The organism is Amycolatopsis magusensis (assembly GCF_017875555.1).
Lineage (GTDB): Bacteria > Actinomycetota > Actinomycetes > Mycobacteriales > Pseudonocardiaceae > Amycolatopsis > Amycolatopsis magusensis.
This window is the reverse complement of sequence record NZ_JAGGMS010000001.1, coordinates 6,510,260-6,527,028: the sequence shown is the minus strand read 5'-3', so window position 1 is coordinate 6,527,028 and position 16,769 is coordinate 6,510,260. Positions and strand designations below refer to the sequence as shown.

The following is a 16,769-nucleotide window of genomic DNA, read 5'->3' as shown; positions in this document are numbered from 1 at the left end:
CCGAACAGCGGGAGGCCTTCGATGCCGGTCCCCGCACCGCCGCGTCCCGCCGACTGGGCACTGGCGGTCCTCCGGCTCCTGGTGACGGTCGGCACGCTGCTCACGGCCTACTACCTGCTCCTGGTGGACCGGCGGCTGGACGAGTGGCACCTCGCCGCCCTGATCGGGGAACTCGGTCTGGTGATCGCCGTGCTCGCCTGGCAGACGAGGCTGATCCTGCGCGCGAGATTCCCCGGCCTGCAAGGAATCCAGGCGCTGGCGCTCACCGCGCCCCTGTTCCTCCTGATCTTCGCCAACGGCTACTACCTACTTGCCCACCACGTGCCTGACAGCTTCACCGAACCGCTGACCAGGACCGACGCCCTGTACTTCGCCGTCACGGTGTTCGCCACCGTCGGGTTCGGCGACCTCGCCCCGGTCACCCAGACCGCCCGCGTCCTCGTCACCGTGCAGATGGTCGGCAACCTGCTCGTCCTGGGCGTGGCACTGCGCGTCATCGTCACCGCCGTGCGGCGGACCCGGCACCGCGGGGACCGCTGATCACGAGCACCGCCTCGAAGAAATCCTGGCACGGGTCGCGGAATTCTCCGGCCGGGTGCGGGTGGAATTGCGGCGCAGGGTGTCTAGCTCGTTTGACGGAGGCGCTCGGACGGGACTAAATCCTTTGCACGCGCGGATTCCGCCGAATGCGACGCGCGGTAACGAACTCCGGCCAGCCGCCGACCAACGGGTCAGCGGAACGCGGCTGGAGGAATTCGCATGAAGATCAGCGTCTTCGGGCTCGGCTATGTCGGATGTGTGTCGGCGGCTTGTTTGGCCGGGAGAGGACACGAAGTCGTCGGGGTCGACGTCAATCCGGTGAAGATCGAGCTCATTTCCGGCGGCAAGGCACCGGTGGTGGAGGAACGCATCGGCGACCTGACCGCCGAGGTCGTCGCCGCCGGCCGGCTGAGAGCCACGACCGACGCGAGACAGGCGATCGCGGCCAGCGATGTTTCCCTGATCTGCGTCGGTACCCCGTCCTCGGCCAACGGCAGCCTGTCGACGACCTTCCTCGAACGCGTGGCCGAGCAGATCGGCGACGCGCTCCGGGACAAGACCTCCCGGCACACCGTCGTCTTCCGCAGCACGATGTTGCCGGGCACCTGCCTCGACCTGCTCGTCCCGATAGTGGAAAAAGCTTCCGGTCGCACCGCCGGTGTCGATTTCGGTGTCGCGGTGAACCCCGAGTTCCTGCGCGAAGGCAGCAGTGTCAAGGATTTCTTCGACCCGCCGAAAACCGTGATCGGCGAACTCGACGCGGCCAGCGGCGACGTCGTCGCGAAACTGTACGAGGGGCTTCCCGGCGAGGTTTTCCGCGTCGCGATCCCGGTCGCCGAGATGACGAAGTACGCCGACAATTCCTTCCACGGCCTCAAGATCGGTTTCGCGAACGAGCTCGGCTCGATCTGCCGCGCACTCGGGCTCGACTCGCACCAGGTGATCGACGTCTTCCTGACCGATCGCAAGCTCAACATCAGCGCGGCCTACCTCCGGCCGGGATTCGCCTTCGGCGGCTCGTGCCTGCCCAAGGACCTGCGGGGCCTGGTCTACGCCGCACGCCGCGCGGACGTCGCGATCCCGATCCTCTCGCACGTGCTGCCCTCCAACTCCGAGCACCTCCAGCGGGCGTTCGACCTGGTGGTGCGCACCGGGAAGCGCAAGGTGGGGCTGTTCGGGCTGTCGTTCAAGCCCGGCACCGACGACCTGCGGGAGAGCCCGCTGGTCGAGCTCGCCGAGCGGCTCCACGGCAAGGGCTACGACCTCCGCATCTACGACGCCAACGTCAGCCTTTCCCGGCTGATGGGCGCCAACCGCGAGTACATCGAAGCCAGGCTGCCGCACCTCGGCCAGCTGCTGGCCGGCTCCGTCCAAGAGGTGCTCGACCACGCCGAAGTCTGCCTCATCGGCTGCACCGACCCGGACGTGCTCGCCGCGCTCCCGGCCGGTGACGGCCACCAGATCATCGACCTCGTCCGCGTACCCGACGCCGACCGGCGCCGGGCTGAAGAAGGATATGTCGGCCTTGCCTGGTGAAGCGCTGATCCTCGTCGAGAACCTGTCCGTCCCGTTCGACCGCCGCGTCTGGCAGGAGTGCGCCACGCTGCGGGACGCGGGCTGGGGCGTGCACGTCATCTGTCCACAAGGGACGAACCGGGACACCGAGGCGGAGGTCACCGTCGACGGCGTGCACATCCTGCGCTACCCGCTGCGCGCCGCCACCGGCGGTCCGGCCGGGTACCTCCAGGAGTACGGATCCGCGCTGTGGCACACCTTCCGGCTCGCCCGCAAGCTCGGGCGGATCGACGTGGTGCACGCCTGCAACCCGCCGGACCTGCTCTTCCTCGTCGCGCTGCGGCTCAAGCGCCGGGGCGCGAAGTTCATCTTCGACCAGCACGACCTCTGCCCGGAGTTGTACCTTTCGCGCTTCGGCCGGGGTGAGGACTTCCTGTACCGCGCGGTGTGCGCGCTGGAGCGCCGGACCTACCGGGCGGCGGACGTGGTCATCGCGACCAACGAGAGCTACAAGGAAGTCGCGGTGACCCGCGGTGGCAAGTCACCCGACGACGTCTTCGTGGTGCGCAGCGCGCCGGTGGTCGAGCGGTTCCACCGGGTCCCGGTCGAGCCGGAGCTGAAGAAGGGCAAGCCGCACCTGCTGGCCTACCTCGGGGTGATGGGCCCGCAGGACGGGGTCGACTACGCCTTGCGGGCACTGGCCTGCCTGCGTGACGAGCTCGGCCGCACCGACTGGCACGCGGTGTTCATCGGCTCCGGTGACGCCTTCGACGACATGGTCGCGTTGTCCGGCGAACTCGGGCTCGGCGAGCAGGTCGAGTTCACCGGCCGGATCCCCGACGAGGACCTCCTGCGTTACCTTTCCGCGGCGGACGTGTGCCTTTCGCCGGACCCGCTGAACCCGCTCAACGACGTGTCGACCATGAACAAGATCATGGAGTACATGGCGATGAGCCGTCCCATCGTTTCCTTCGCGCTGCGCGAAGCGCGGGTTTCGGCGGGGGAAGCCGCGTTGTACGCCAAGGCCGACGACGAACCGGAATTCGCGAAGCTGATCGCGCACCTGCTGGACTCGCCGGAGGACCGGGAAAAGATGGGGGAGCTGGGGCGGGCACGCGTCGCCGGTGCGCTTTCGTGGGAGAACTCCCAGAAGGCACTGCTCGCGGCGTACGCGGCGGCGGTGCGTTGACCGGCTTCCCGGTCGCGTTTCGAACAAGACGCGGGCGATCGTGTAACCAACGCCGTGCCCGGTCCGACGGGGTTGGTGGGGCGCCGGCGAAGGCGGTACCGGGTACCGAGGGGGGATCCTGGCGTTGACGGACACTGACACGGTGCGCCTGGCCATGATCGGGCAGGTGCTGCGCGGGCGGTGGCGGACCCTGGTGGTCCTCGCCGCGCTCGGCGCGCTCGTCGGTGCCGGATCCTCGTTCGTCCTTTCCCCCGGCTACCGGACCACCGCCAGCGTGCTGCTCCAGGGTCCGCGCGAGGCGGACGAACTGCTCACCCAGGCCGAGGTGGCGACCAGTTCGGTCGTGCTCGACCGCACGGCGGCCGTGCTCGGCGGCGGTGGGACCGGGGCCGAACTGCGGGACAAGGTGACGGCTTCGGCCGCGCAGGGCAACGTGATCACCATCGAGGCCACCGGTGACACCGCCGAACAGGCGCAGGGGACGGCCGATCAGCTCGCCCAGGAGTTCGTGAAGTACTCCACGCAGATCATCGCCGGTTCCGGTGACGCCGCGGTGCAGCTCGCGCAGGAACGCCGCGACACGCTGCGCCAGCAGGTCTCGCAGACGAACCAGCGGATCAGCGAACTCGCCGAGAAGGCCGGCGCGGGCCAGACCACCGTGGAAAGCCTCCAGCTGCGCACCGAACTGCAGGGCCTGCGCTCGTCGATCGAGCAGGCGATGTCCGCGCTGAACGCGGCCGACACCGCCAGCGGCCTCGGCAACATGGTCGTGCTGGGCTCGGCCGAACTGCCCGCTTCGGCCGCTCCGCCGACCCTGGCGCAGCTGGTGCTCGGCGGCGCGGTGCTGTTCTTCCTGCTCGGCGTGCTCGGGCACCTGTTCACCGCCCGCACCGATCGGCGGTTGCGGGACGAGGAGGAGATCGCCGGTGCGCTCGGCGGGCCGGTGCTGGCCACCATCGAGGTGGTCGACGAACCGCCCGCCACCGCGGGGGAGCGGACCCTGCGGGCGAGGCTCCTGCACGACGACCGGCCGTGGAACGTGCCGCGGGTCGACGTCCACCCCGACGAGATCGAGGAGGAGGTCCACTTCCACCGGCTGGTGGCCCGGCTTTCGCCACGGCGGCGGCTGCTGCTGACCGCCGACGGCGACCACGCCGGGCAGCGGGCCGCCGAGCGGATCGCCGTGCTCGCCGGCCCCCGGTCCACCGTGGTGACGGTCAATCCCACCCGGCCCGTCGTCCGGGACGGCGACGCCGAAGAGGTGCTCGTGGTGGCGAGCGTCGGCTCCCGGCCGGCCTGGGAACTGGTCGGGATCGCCGAGGCCTGCGCGGACGCCGGGCTCGCGCTCGCGGGCGCGGCCCTGATCCGCCCGGTGCAGCCGGCCCGCACCCGCCCGGAACTGCCGGTCGAGCGCGAAGAAGAACTGGCGGTGACCCCGTGACGAGCGCGGGGAAAGCCCGCGCCGAACCGCTCATCGACCTGCAGCGGCTGATCGTCTCGGTCCGGCGGCGGCGTCGGCTCTGGCTGGCCACCGCACTGCTGGGGCTGATCGCCGGCGGCCTGGTCGCGGTGTTCCTGCCGTCGCCGCCCACCGCCGTGGCGAAGATCCTGGTCATCCACCCCGACGATTCCCCGACCGACAGCGGGACGCTGATGCGCACCGACGTCGCCGTGCTGGAGACCACGAAGATCGCCGCCGAGGCGCTCAAAAAGCTGGGCAGCACGCAGGCGCCGGAGGAGTTCCTCAAGGACTACGAGGGACTGGGGCTGACGAACAACGTCCTGCAGCTGACGGTCAAGGGCGGGACCGGCGACGAAGCGATCGCCCGCGCGCAGGCGGTCGCGGACGCCTTCATCACCGAGTACGTCGCCCGCAACGAGGAAGCCGCCGCGGCCGAACAGCAGGCCCTGCTGGACCAGCGGGACAAGGCACAGCAGGAACTCGGGCCGATCGAATCGGAGATCGTCACCGAGGAGGCCAAGCGCGCCGACGCCAATCCGGCCCAGCTGGAACGGCTGTACGCCCGCCGCGCGGAGCTGACCTCGAAGATCTCCGACTACGACGGCCGCGCGCAGGAAGCCGGGATCGGCACGCCCAAGGTCGCCGCCGGCACCGGGATCGTGGACGCGCCGAGGATCCTGCCGCAGTCGTTGCTCAGGACCATCGCCACCGACGCCGGGATCGGCTTCGCGCTCGGGTTGTTCGGCGGGCTGGGGCTGGCCGCGGTCACCAGCGTGGTGCGGGACCGGCCGGTGCTGCGGCGGGAGATCTCGGAGCACCTCGGCGCCTCGGTGCTCGCGCAGTTGCCCAAGCCGTCCCGGATCCTGCCGCGGGCGCGGGCGGCCGAGCGGCGGCAGCGGGTGGCGGTCACATTGGCCAGGGCCGTCCGCGAGAACGGCGGCTCGGTGTCGGTGCTCGACCTCGGCGCCCGCCGGGTCACCGCCGCGCTGGCCGTCGACATGGCGCGCGAACTGGCGGAAACGGGTTCCGTCGCGCTCGTCGACGACCTGCCCAAGGCGGACCTCCGCGCGCTGGCCGGGTCCGTCGAGGTCGTGGACCGCGGCGACGCGCCGGGTGGCGAGCGCCGCGTCGGAGTCGGTTCGGTGGAGCCGGGGACGTCGTGGACCGACCTCGAATTCTCCGGCGAGGAAACGATCCTCGTCGTCCGCGCCGGGCACGCGAACACCGAATGGCTGCACACCGTCGCGCGGCAGCTGGCGGACCGGCGGATCCCGGTCATCGGGGTGGTCGTGGTGGATCCCGATCCACGCGACCACACCGACGGCACGCTGTGGGACGGCCTGCACACCGCCCTGCGCGGGCGGGTGCCGGAGCAGCGGCCCACCACCTCGAACGGCACCCGCCCGCCGATGCCGTATCGGCACCCCGAAGACCACGACCACGCCGGAGCCCGGTAGAGATGGGGACCGAACGCAGATGTGCGGTATCGCAGGCGCTTACCACTGGCCCGACGGGGGGCCGCTCACCGATCGGCTCACCAAGATCCTCGCCCATCGCGGACCGGACGGCGAGGGGCGGTACGACCACCGGGCCGGGGCCGGTGAAGTCCACTTGGGACACCGCAGGCTGTCGATCATCGACCTGTCGGAGACCGGTGCGCAGCCGATGGTCAAGGACGGGCTGGCGCTGACCTACAACGGGGAGCTGTACAACGCGCCGGAACTCCGCACGCGACTCGAGGCGGGCGGCGTGCGGTTCCGGGGGACGTCGGACACCGAGGTCCTGCTGGAGGCGTGGCGCGCGTGGGGCACCGACGGCCTTTCCCGGCTGCGCGGCATGTTCGCCTTCGGGGTGTTCGACGAGCGCTCGGGTGAGCTGGTGCTGGTCCGCGACCAGCTGGGCATCAAACCCCTGTTCCTGGTGCGCCGCGGCCAGGGCGTGGTGTTCGCGTCCGAGCTGAAGGCGCTGGCCACCGAACTCGGCGGGTCGCTGACCATCGACGACACCGCGCTCGTCGCCTCACTGCTGTACTACTGGGTGCCGGACAGCCGGTGCGCGTTCAGCGAAGCCGAGAAGCTGCCGCCGGGCAGCTGGGCGCGGTTCCGGCCGAACGGGGACACCGACCACGGCACCTTCTTCTCGCTGCGCCAGGTGGCCGAGGACGGCGCGGCCGACGATGGCGAGTTCGACCTCAACGCCGTCATCGAGGACTCCACGCGCAAGCACCTGCTCTCGGACGTGCCGGTCGCCACGTTCCTCTCCGGCGGGCTCGACTCCAGCTACCTGACCGCGATCGCCGCCCGCGAGCAGCCGGGGATCTCCGCCTACACCATCGGTTTCCGCGCCGAGGACGCGAAGTTCGAGGCCATGCCGGACGACCTGGGGTACGCGCGCAAGGTCGCCGCGGAGTTCGGGGTCGACCTGCACGAGATCGAGATCGCGCCGCAGGTGCAGGACCTGCTGCCGCGGATGACCTACCACCTCGACGAGCCGATCGGCGATCCGGCGGCGATCAACAGCTACCTGATCTGCACCGCGGCCCGCGAGGCCGGGGTCAAGGTGATGCTTTCGGGCATGGGTGCCGACGAGTTGTTCGCCGGGTACCGCAAGCACGTGGCGAACCAGCTCGCCGTGCGGTACCAGCGGGTGCCCGCCCCGGTGCGCCGGTCCATCGAGTCCGTTGTGGACAGACTGCCGGTGGCGACGTCGAAGCGCGGGCTCCGCACCGTCCGGTTCGCCAAGAAGTTCCTGTCGTTCGCCGAGCTGCCGGAGGAGACGGCGTTCCGGCGCAGCTACACGATGTACGACCGGGCCGAGATCGCCGGGCTGCTGAACCCGGACCTCGCCGGGGCCGTCGACGAGGTGCTCACCGAGCACGCGGACACCTACCACGACAACACGCTGTCGGATTTCGTCAACCGCATGTGCCTCGCCGACGCCCGGCTGTTCCTGCCCGGGCTCAACCTCGCCTACACCGACCGGTCCAGCATGGCGGCCTCCACCGAGGTCCGCACCCCGTTCGTCGACGTCGAGGTGGTCCGGGCCGCGTTCCGGCTGCCGGGGGAGCGCAAGATCGTGAAGCGGCAGGGGAAGATGGCGCTGAAGGAGGCCGCGCTGTCGATCCTCCCGGCCGAGATCGTGCACCGGCCGAAGGGGCTGTTCAGCGCCCCGCTGCGGGCGTGGATGAGCCGCGACCTCGCGCCGCTGGTGCACGAGGTGATCAACGAAGGCGAGCTGGTGAAAGCCGGTTTCCTGCGCCGTGACGCCCTGCGGCGGCTCGCCGAGGAGGACGCCTCCGGGCAGCAGGACCGCAGCAAACACCTCTGGCACATCCTGACCCTCGAATTCTGGTACCGCGGCGCCGTTTCGGCCCGCTCCGCATAAGCACAGGCACTTCCGCACAGGCACTGAGGAGCGACGTGAAGCAGGTAGTGCAGAACTACAAGAGCGGGGAGCTGGCGCTCCTCGACGTTTCGGCCCCGGCGGGCAAACCGGGCGGGGTGCTGGTCCGCACCGCCTACTCGCTGATCTCCACCGGCACCGAGCTGATGAAGGTGTCCGAAGCGAGCCTTTCGCTGGTCGGCAAGGCGAAGGCGCGCCCGGACCAGGTCGCGAAGGTGGTGCGGAGCGTCTCGGCCAACGGGCTGGCGGCCACCTACCGCAAGGCGATGAACAAGCTCGACTCCTACACCCCGCTGGGGTATTCCCTGTGCGGTGTCGTCGAAGAGGTCGGCGCCGGCATCGACGACGTGGCGGTCGGGGACCTGGTGGCCTGCGCGGGGAACGAGCACGCGCTGCACGCGGAAGTGAACTGGGTGCCCAAGAACCTCTACACGCGGGTGCCCGGTGGCGTCGATCCCCGGCACGCCGCGTTCGGCACGGTCGGCTCGATCGCGATGCAGGGTGTCCGGCGTGGTGAACCCCAGCTCGGCGACGTCGCACTGGTCATCGGGCTCGGCCTGATCGGCCAGCTGGTGGTCCAGCTGCTCGTCGCCACCGGTGTGCGGGTGCTCGGTGTCGATCCCGACCCCGCCCGGTGCGAGCTGGCCGAGTCACTGGGCGCGCTCAGGTGCGGCGATCCGGGTTCGGGGGTGGTCGGCACCGCGGTCGCGGAGGTCACCGGCGGGCACGGCGTCGACCAGGTCTACCTCGCCGCCGGTGGCAACACGAACGAGCCGGTGGAGCTGGCCGCGAAGCTGAGCCGCGACCGCGGCCGGGTGGTCGACATCGGCAAGTGCTCGCTGAACCTGCCGTGGAACGCCTACTACGAGAAGGAGCTCGACGTCCGGTTCTCCCGTTCGTACGGGCCCGGCCGCTACGACCCGGAGTACGAGCTCGGCGGCCGCGACTACCCGATCGGCCAGGTCCGCTGGACCGAGCGGCGCAACCTCGAATGCGTCGTCGACCTGATGCACCGCGGCCGGCTCGACGTCGAGCCGCTGATCTCGCACGTCGCGGCGTTCTCCGATGCCGTGGACACCTACCGGAAGCTGAACGAGGGCGAGCTGAAGGCCGTCGCCGTGTTGTTCGAGTACGAGCAGCGCGCCGGCGGCCCGGCGGAGCACGCCGTCACCTCGGTGTCCGTGCCGCGGCAGGTGACGACCCGTGCGGTGCCCCAGGGTGACGGCGTGAAGGTCGCGTTCGTCGGCGCGGGCAACTACGCGTCCTCGATGCTGCTGCCGCACCTGGCCGGGATGGCGGGCGTCGACCTCTCCGACGTCGTCACCACCTCCGCGCTCTCGGGGGCGAACGCCAAGCGCAAGTTCGGCTTCACCCGCGCGTCCACCGAGCTCGGCCGGGTGCTCGACGACCCCTCGGTGGACGCGGTCTTCATCGTGACCCGGCACAGCTCGCACGCCGAGCTGACGCGGCGCGCGCTGCTCGCGGGCAAGGCCGTCTTCGTCGAGAAGCCGCTGGCGCTGTCGGAAAAGGAACTCGAACTCGTGCTCGGCGCGATCGAGGAGTCCGGCAACAACCGGCTGCAGGTCGGCTTCAACCGCCGGTTCGCGCCCCTGCTGACCGAGGCGGTGCGCAACTTCGGGCCGCGCATCGGCCCGGCGTCGGTGCGGTACCTGGTCAACGCCGGACGGCTGGACGCGAACAGCTGGTACAACCAGTCCGACGAAGAGGGCTCGCGGTTCGCCGGTGAGGGCGGGCACTTCATCGACACCGTCAGCTGGCTGCTCGGGACCGATCCGGTCTCGGTGTACGCCACCGCCACGCCCGGGCACCAGGACCTGCAGATCCTGCTGCGCTACCCGGACGGCTCGACCGCGTCGATCGCCTACACCACCAGCGGTTCACCGGCCTTCCCCAAGGAAACGATCGACGTCACCGCCGACGGCAAGGTGCTGAAGTTCGACGACTTCGCGCGGGCGTCGGTGTTCGGCCACAAGAAGTGGGCGAGTTCCCGCCTGCCCCAGGGCCGCGACAAGGGACAGGCGGCCGAGCTGGACGCCTTCGTCACCGCGGTGCGGACCGGGGTCTCGATGCCGGTGCCGGTCGAGTCGCTGGTCTCGACGACGCTGGCCACCTTCGCGGTCGGCCGCAGCCTGGAGACCGGCGGGCCGGTGCGGATCGGCACTGGGGACGCCTGATGGAGCTGAGCTGGTACCTGCGGCGACTGTCCAGAATGGACCCCGCCGAAATCGCGGGCCGCGTCACCGACGCGGTGCGCAAGCGCCGCTGGCGCCGGGTCGCGGGGGAGCGGGCGGTCTGGCTGCCGGACCGGCGCTTCGCTCCGCTCGGCGAGGGCGCCCTCACGGCGGTCTCCGGTGACGCGGTGAAGGCCCTGCTCGCCACCGCGGATCGGCTGATGGACGGGCACGCCGAGTTCTTCGGCGTCGAGCGCCACGACCTGGTCACGCCGGACTGGTCCCACGACCCGAAAACGGGCCGCCGTGCACCGTCCGATGTGTACTCCTTCGACATCCCGTACCGCGACGAGGCGGCCGTCGGCGACATCAAGCAGCTCTGGGAACCGTCCCGGCACCAGCACCTGACCGTGCTGGCCGCCGCGTACGCGCTGACCGGCGAGGACCGGTACGCCGAGCGCGTCGCCGCGCACCTGGACTCCTGGTGGGCGGCCAATCCGCCGCTGCGCGGGGTGCACTGGGTGAGCGGGATCGAACTCGGCATCCGGCTGCTGTCCTGGGTGTGGGTGCGGCGGCTGCTCGACGGCTGGGCGCGGGTGCCACTGCTGTTCGAGGACAACCCGGTGGCGCTGAACCAGCTCTGGCACCACCAGCGCTGGCTGGCGGCGTTCGGCAGCCGGGGTTCGTCGGCGAACAACCACGTGATCGCCGAGGACGCCGGGCAGCTCGCCGCCGCGTGCGCGTTCGACTGGTTCCCGGAATCGGCGCGGTGGCGCGCGTCGGCCCTGGCTTCGCTGGACAAGATGTTGCGGCACAACACCTTCGACTCGGGTGTCAACCGCGAGCTGGCGACCGAGTACCACGGGCTGGTGCTGGAGCTGGGCCTCGCCGGGGCGCTGGAGGCGACGGCCGCCGGAGTCGCCGTTCCCGCGTCGACCTGGCGGGTGCTGCTCCGCAAGACCGACGCGCTGGCGGCCATGGTGGACGACGAGCTGCGCCCGCCGAGGCAGGGCGACGCGGACGACGGGCTGGGGCTGGTCGTGGACGGCGCCGAGACCAGCCGCTGGGCCTCGCTGCTCAACACCGGCGAAGTCCTTTTCGGACGGCTGGACTGGTGGCCGGGGGCCGGTGCCCCGGACGTGCGGACGCCGCTGTTCGCCGCGCTCGCCAGTGACATCCCCGTGGACGTGCGGCGCCCGGTCCACCGCCCCGGCGACTTCGCCGACGCGGGGATGACCATCCTGCGCGACGGTGACCTCTGGTGCCGCTGCGACGGCGGGCCGCACGGGTTCCTGTCCATCGCCGCCCACGCGCACGCGGACGCGCTGTCGGTCGAGGTCCGCCACGGTGGCGTCGACATCCTGGCCGATCCGGGCACCTACTGCTACCACGGCGAACCGAAGTGGCGGACGTACTTCCGGTCCACGGCCGCGCACAACACCCTCGAACTCGGCGGCACCGACCAGTCCGTCTCCGGCGGCCCGTTCCTCTGGACGCGGCACGCCACCACCCGGGTGCTCGCGGTGGACACGCCCTCACGGTGGAGCGCGGAACACGACGGTTACGCACCCGCGATCCACCGGCGCACGGTGGAACTGGCGGACTCGAAGCTGCACATCCTCGACGAGGTCCGCTCCGGTGAAGCGCTGCCCGCCCGGCTCGCGTTCCACTTCGGCCCCGCCGTCGAGGTGGTGCTTTCCGAGACGACGGCGACGCTGTCCTGGACGGTCGACGGCCGGGACCGCGGGGCCTCGGTGGACTTGCCACCGCAACTGACGTGGTCGGCCCACCGTGGTGAGCTCACCCCGCCGCTCGGCTGGTACTCGGCCGGGTTCGGCCGCCGCGAACCCACGTGGACCCTGCTCGGCACCGGAACCGCCGAAAGCACGCTGACCACCGTCCTCACCTTCGACCGTATCGGTGAGGACCCTCCGTTGTGAACAGCCGACCGCGTCGCCTCGTCCGGGCAGCACTACCGGTGCTGTTCGGCCCCCTGCTGCTCCTGGCCTGCACCGCCGGACCGGACGGCGAGGCAGGGCCGGGATCCGACCCCGCGCAGGCACCGGCCGGCGCGGTCGCGCAGGTGTGTGACAAGCTCCCGCCCGGCCCGGCGGAAGCACCGGCGGGAGCGGTGAAGATCGACCCGGCCGTCACGGGCGATCTCGCGGCCAAGACGCGGTCCAGCCCCGCGGGCACGACGTTCTGGCTGGCTCCCGGCACGCACCGGCTCGGCGACGACCGCTACGACCAGGTCAACCCGAAACCGGGCAGCACCTACATCGGTGGTCCGGACGCCGTGCTCGACGGCCGCGGGATCAACCAGTACGCCTTCTCCGGCGACGCCGCCGACGTCAAGCTCCAGCACCTCGTCGTGCAGGGCTTCGCCGCACCCCACGACGAGGGCGTGGTCAACCACGACTCGGCCGACGGCTGGGTCATCGAGCACAGCGCCGTGCAGGACAACGACGGCGCGGCGCTGATGGCGGGCACGCGCCAGCAGGTACGGGGCAACTGCCTGCGGCGCAACGGCCAATACGGGATGAACGCCTATTCGTCCGGCAACAAGATCACCGGGCTCGTCGTCGAGGGCAACGAGATCACCGGCAACAACACCGGCGACTGGGAAGCCAGGATCGACGGCTGCGGCTGCACCGGCGGGATCAAGTTCTGGTCGGTCGACGGAGCCGACGTCCGCGGCAACTGGGTGCACGGCAACCGGGGAACCGGGCTCTGGGCCGACACGAACAACAACGACTTCCTCTTCGAGGGCAACCTCATCGAGGGCAACGACAGTGCCGCACTGGTGTACGAGACCAGCTACAACGCGGTCATCCGCACCAACACCATCCGGGGCAACAACCGGGCGGACGGCCGGGACTACGTCGACCGCGGTGACAGCTTCCCGGTCGCTTCGGTGTACATCAGCGAATCCGGTGGCGAGCCGAGGGTGCCCGCGCGCACGGACAAGGTAGAGATCGCCGGGAACTCGTTCGAAAACAACTGGAACGGGATCACCCTGTGGGAGAACTCCGACCGGTTCTGCAACAGCGCGGCCAACACCTCCTCCGGGTCGTGCACGCGGCTGGTGCCCGAGCCGGGCCAGTGCGCGCAGCCGGGTATCGCGGCGGGCCCGCTGCACGCCGACTGCCGGTGGAAGACGCAACGCGTGGAGGTCCACCACAACCGGTTCGTGCTCGACCCCGCCGTCGCCGGCTGCGAGGAAGGCTGCGCGCGGATGGCGATGCTGGCGAACTTCGGCACCTTCCCGGCCTGGTCGCCGTACCAGGGCGAGGTGGTGCAGGACGCGATCACCTTCGAGCAGCACAACCGGTTCCACCACAACACCTACGCCGGGCCGTGGACCTTCGTCGCCTTCGAGCCGAGCCGCGTGCTGGGCTTCGGCGAGTGGCAGGGCGCGCCCTACAAGCAGGACGAGGGCAGTCAGTTCAGCCGGACCGGCGGTGGCTGACGTGCTGGAGACCGTGGCCCGGCCGGTCGGGCGCCTGCCCAGGGCCGTCGGCGTCGCCTGGACGCTGCTGATCATCAACACCCTGGGTTCGGCCGGGGCGAAGACGGTGCTCCCGCTGCCGAGGTCGGTCAGCCAGCTGATCACCATGGGCTGCCTCGGCGTCGCGTTCCTCATCGCGCTCGCCCTGAACAGCAAGCTGCGCGTCCGCCCCAGCGCGTACCTCGCGCTGCTCTCGGCGCTGCTGGTGTCGAGCACGGTCGCGAGCCTGGATCTCGAAGGCGGCTTCGGCGCGTTGTTCCGCTGCTTCCGGTTCGCCCTCTTCGTGGCCACCCTGTGGTTGCTGACGCGCTGGTGGGACGGCGGCATCGAGCTGGTCCGCCACCACATCCGCGCGTACGCCGTGGTGCTGGTGACGGTGGTGGTCGGCCTCGTGCTGAGCCCCGGCAACGCGATGCCGTTCGAATACGGCGGCCGGCTCACCGGGGCGCTGTGGCCGCTGACCCCGCCGCAGGTCGGCCAGTACGCGGCGATCGTCGCCGGGCTGAGCGTGCTGCTGTGGCTCGGCGGGCGGCTCGACCGGCGGAACGCGCTGTGCGCCCTCATCCCGTCGATCGGCATCCTGCTGCTGACCCACACCCGCACCGCGACGCTGGGGCTGGTGGCCGGGACGGTGGTCGCGCTGCTGTCGCAGTGGCTCTCCAGCGCCCGCGCCCGCAAGGTGTTCACCGGCCTGCTCGTCACCGGCCTGCTCGTCGTGGTGGTACTGGGCGGGCTGGTGCAGGCGTGGTTCCTGCGCGGGCAGAGCGAGGAGAACTTCTCCAGCCTGACCGGCCGCGCCAAGGTGTGGGACGCGCTGCTCGCCGAGCCGCGCACGACGCTGGAGTACCTGTTCGGCGTCGGCCTGACGGACAAGTCCTACGACGGGCTGCCGATCGACAGCAGCTGGCTCGCGGTCTACCACGAGCAGGGTTACGCCGGCCTCCTGCTCGTGGCGTCGTTCCTGCTGGTGCTGGTGGTGGTCGCGGTGCTGCGGCCGCCGTCGCCCGCCCGCGCGTGCGCGATCTTCCTGATCACCTACTGCCTGTCCGCCTCCTTCACCGAGGCGGGCTTCGGCGACGCGTCGCCGTACCTGCTGCACCTGGCACTGGCCGCGTCGCTGCTGGCCCGTGCGCCTGCCGAACCGAAGGAGACCGGGTGAAGGTGCTCGTGGTCCACAACCGCTACCGGGCCGAACAGCCGAGCGGGGAGAACAACGTCGTCGACCAGGAGGTCGCGCTGCTGGCCGGAGCCGGGCACGAGGTCGGCCTGTTCGAACGGCGCAGCGACGAGATCGCCGGGATGTCGCTGCCACGCAAGGCCGTCCTTCCGCTGAAGGTGCCGTGGAACCGCGCGGTGCGCGCGGAACTCGCGCGGCGCCTGCACGACGACCGGCCGGACGTCGTGCACCTCCACAACACGTTCCCGCTGCTTTCGCCGTCGGTGCTGGCCGCGTGCGCCGACGCCGGGGTCCCGGCCGTCGCGACGCTGCACAACTACACGCAGATCTGCGCGCCTGGCACGCTGTACCGCGACGGGCACGTGTGCACCGACTGCGTGGGGCGCGCACCCGTTCCGGCGGTGCGGCACGGGTGCTACCGCGGTTCGGCGCTCGCGACCGTGCCGGTGGCGGCGAGCCTGGTGCTCAACCGGAAGCGCTGGTGGTCCGGGGTCTCGCGGTTCTTCTGCATCTCGGGGGCGCAGCGCGAGACCCTCGTCGCCGCCGGGATGCCCGCCGAGCGGCTCGTGGTGAAGCACAACTTCGTGGAGGATCCGGGGAAGACGCGCACGGGGGCGGGGGAGCACGTGCTGTTCCTCGGCCGGATCACCGCCGAGAAGGGCGCCGGACTGCTGATGGCCGCCTGGGACCGGCTCGGCGGGATCGGCCTGCCGCTGGTGATCGCGGGCGCCGGGCCGATGCAGGAGGAGGTGGGCCGCTGGGCGCACGGCCGGGCCGACGTGTCGTACCTCGGACTGCGGTCCAAACAGGAATGCCGCGACCTGATCGCCCGCGCGAACACCGTCGTCGCCCCCTCGACCTGGCTGGAGACGTTCGGCCTGGTCATCGTCGAGGCGATGGCCGCGGGCGTGCCGACGGTCGCCGCCGCGCACGGCGCGTTCCGCGAACTCGTCGAGGACGGCGTCACCGGGCTGCTGCACGAACCCGGCGACCCGTCGTCGCTCGCGGATCGGCTGCGGGAAGCGACCGGCGACCGGAACCAGGAGATGGGCCGGGCGGCCCGGCTGGCTTACGAGAAGGATTTCACCCCGGAGGTCGGCCTGGACCGGCTGGTCGGCGGATATCGTGCGGCGATGGGAGTACCGGCCGAGTGATCACCAGTCCGCCCGCGCTGCCGCCGCAGTCCAGGACCTCGTTGTCGGTACTGGGCGCGTTCGGTTTCCTCGTCGCGCTCGTGCTCGGCCTGTGGTACGCCGGGACATCCGGCACCACCGGGCCGGACGCGGTCCTGTACTCGGTGTTCGACCGGGCGGAGGGGCTGGCCCGGCAGTGGGCGATCGTCATCGACTTCGCCGGAGAGCCGGTGGGCGCGGTGGTGGTGTTCCTGGCGCTCGGCCTCGCGTGCCTGCTGTTCCGGCGGCCGCGGACGGCGATCCTGATGGTGGTGTCCTGCGGGGTGACGATCGCGCTGACCACCGGCCTGAAACCGCTGACCGGCCGCCTGATCCACGGCGAGTTCCTGTCCTTCCCCAGCGGGCACACCGCGTTCCTGGTCACCGTCGCGGCGGTGACCGGGCTGCTGGTGATCGACGTCCGCGGGCTGGGCCCGCGGGCCGGGGCGTGGGTGCTCGCCGGGCTGGTCGTACTGGCCGGGCTGGCGATGGGGTGGTCGCAGGTGGTGTTGCGGGCGCACTACCCGACCGACGTCCTCGCCGGGCTGGGGGTCGCGCTGGCCGTGCTCCCGCCGACCGGACGACTGATCGACCGGCTCACCACCCCCTGAC

General features: G+C 71.1%; 12 protein-coding genes. All 12 read left to right on the top strand.

What is annotated here, in order from left to right; all coding sequences use genetic code 11:
- The first annotated feature begins 21 nt into the window (after nucleotides 1-21).
- The 12 genes from JOM49_RS28915 to JOM49_RS28860 all read left to right on the top strand — a co-directional run bounded on the left by JOM49_RS28915 (nucleotide 22) and on the right by JOM49_RS28860 (nucleotide 16,768).
- Nucleotides 22-540, top strand: a complete 519-nt coding sequence (locus tag JOM49_RS28915) for a potassium channel family protein (protein ID WP_209667346.1) — start codon at nucleotides 22-24, stop codon at nucleotides 538-540.
- A 219-nt stretch (nucleotides 541-759) separates the two neighbouring features.
- Entirely contained in the window at nucleotides 760-2,076 is a 1,317-nt protein-coding gene (locus JOM49_RS28910; RefSeq protein WP_209667345.1) for a nucleotide sugar dehydrogenase, read from the top strand.
- A complete protein-coding gene (locus JOM49_RS28905) occupies nucleotides 2,057-3,244 on the top strand; it encodes a glycosyltransferase family 4 protein (RefSeq protein ID WP_209667344.1) in 1,188 nt (395 codons plus the stop codon). The genes JOM49_RS28910 and JOM49_RS28905 overlap by 20 nt, the downstream gene beginning before the upstream one ends.
- A gap of 154 nt (nucleotides 3,245-3,398) precedes the next feature.
- Nucleotides 3,399-4,685: a YveK family protein gene (locus tag JOM49_RS28900; RefSeq protein ID WP_209671718.1), complete on the top strand. Its 1,287-nt coding sequence runs from the start codon at nucleotides 3,399-3,401 to the stop codon at nucleotides 4,683-4,685.
- A complete protein-coding gene (locus JOM49_RS28895) occupies nucleotides 4,682-6,163 on the top strand; it encodes a Wzz/FepE/Etk N-terminal domain-containing protein (RefSeq protein ID WP_209667343.1) in 1,482 nt (493 codons plus the stop codon). Before JOM49_RS28900 ends, JOM49_RS28895 begins: the two co-directional genes overlap by 4 nt.
- Nucleotides 6,164-6,182: 19 nt before the next feature.
- Entirely contained in the window at nucleotides 6,183-8,090 is a 1,908-nt protein-coding gene (gene asnB / locus JOM49_RS28890; protein WP_209667342.1) for an asparagine synthase (glutamine-hydrolyzing), read from the top strand.
- A gap of 35 nt (nucleotides 8,091-8,125) precedes the next feature.
- Nucleotides 8,126-10,303, top strand: a complete 2,178-nt coding sequence (locus JOM49_RS28885; protein ID WP_209667341.1) for a bi-domain-containing oxidoreductase — start codon at nucleotides 8,126-8,128, stop codon at nucleotides 10,301-10,303.
- Nucleotides 10,303-12,240: a heparinase II/III family protein gene (locus tag JOM49_RS28880; protein ID WP_209667340.1), complete on the top strand. Its 1,938-nt coding sequence runs from the start codon at nucleotides 10,303-10,305 to the stop codon at nucleotides 12,238-12,240. The genes JOM49_RS28885 and JOM49_RS28880 overlap by 1 nt, the downstream gene beginning before the upstream one ends.
- Entirely contained in the window at nucleotides 12,237-13,769 is a 1,533-nt protein-coding gene (locus tag JOM49_RS28875; RefSeq protein WP_209667339.1) for a right-handed parallel beta-helix repeat-containing protein, read from the top strand. The genes JOM49_RS28880 and JOM49_RS28875 overlap by 4 nt, the downstream gene beginning before the upstream one ends.
- On the top strand, nucleotides 13,762-14,967 hold the full coding sequence (locus tag JOM49_RS28870; RefSeq protein WP_282770496.1) for an O-antigen ligase family protein: 1,206 nt from the start codon (nucleotides 13,762-13,764) through the stop codon (nucleotides 14,965-14,967). The genes JOM49_RS28875 and JOM49_RS28870 overlap by 8 nt, the downstream gene beginning before the upstream one ends.
- Complete coding sequence (locus tag JOM49_RS28865; protein ID WP_209667338.1) at nucleotides 14,964-16,139, top strand: glycosyltransferase; 1,176 nt, start codon at nucleotides 14,964-14,966, stop codon at nucleotides 16,137-16,139. The genes JOM49_RS28870 and JOM49_RS28865 overlap by 4 nt, the downstream gene beginning before the upstream one ends.
- The gene (locus tag JOM49_RS28860) at nucleotides 16,136-16,768 is read left to right on the top strand and encodes a phosphatase PAP2 family protein (RefSeq protein WP_209667337.1); all 633 of its coding nucleotides are present in this window, start codon (nucleotides 16,136-16,138) and stop codon (nucleotides 16,766-16,768) included. The genes JOM49_RS28865 and JOM49_RS28860 overlap by 4 nt, the downstream gene beginning before the upstream one ends.
- Nucleotide 16,769 lies beyond the last annotated feature (1 nt).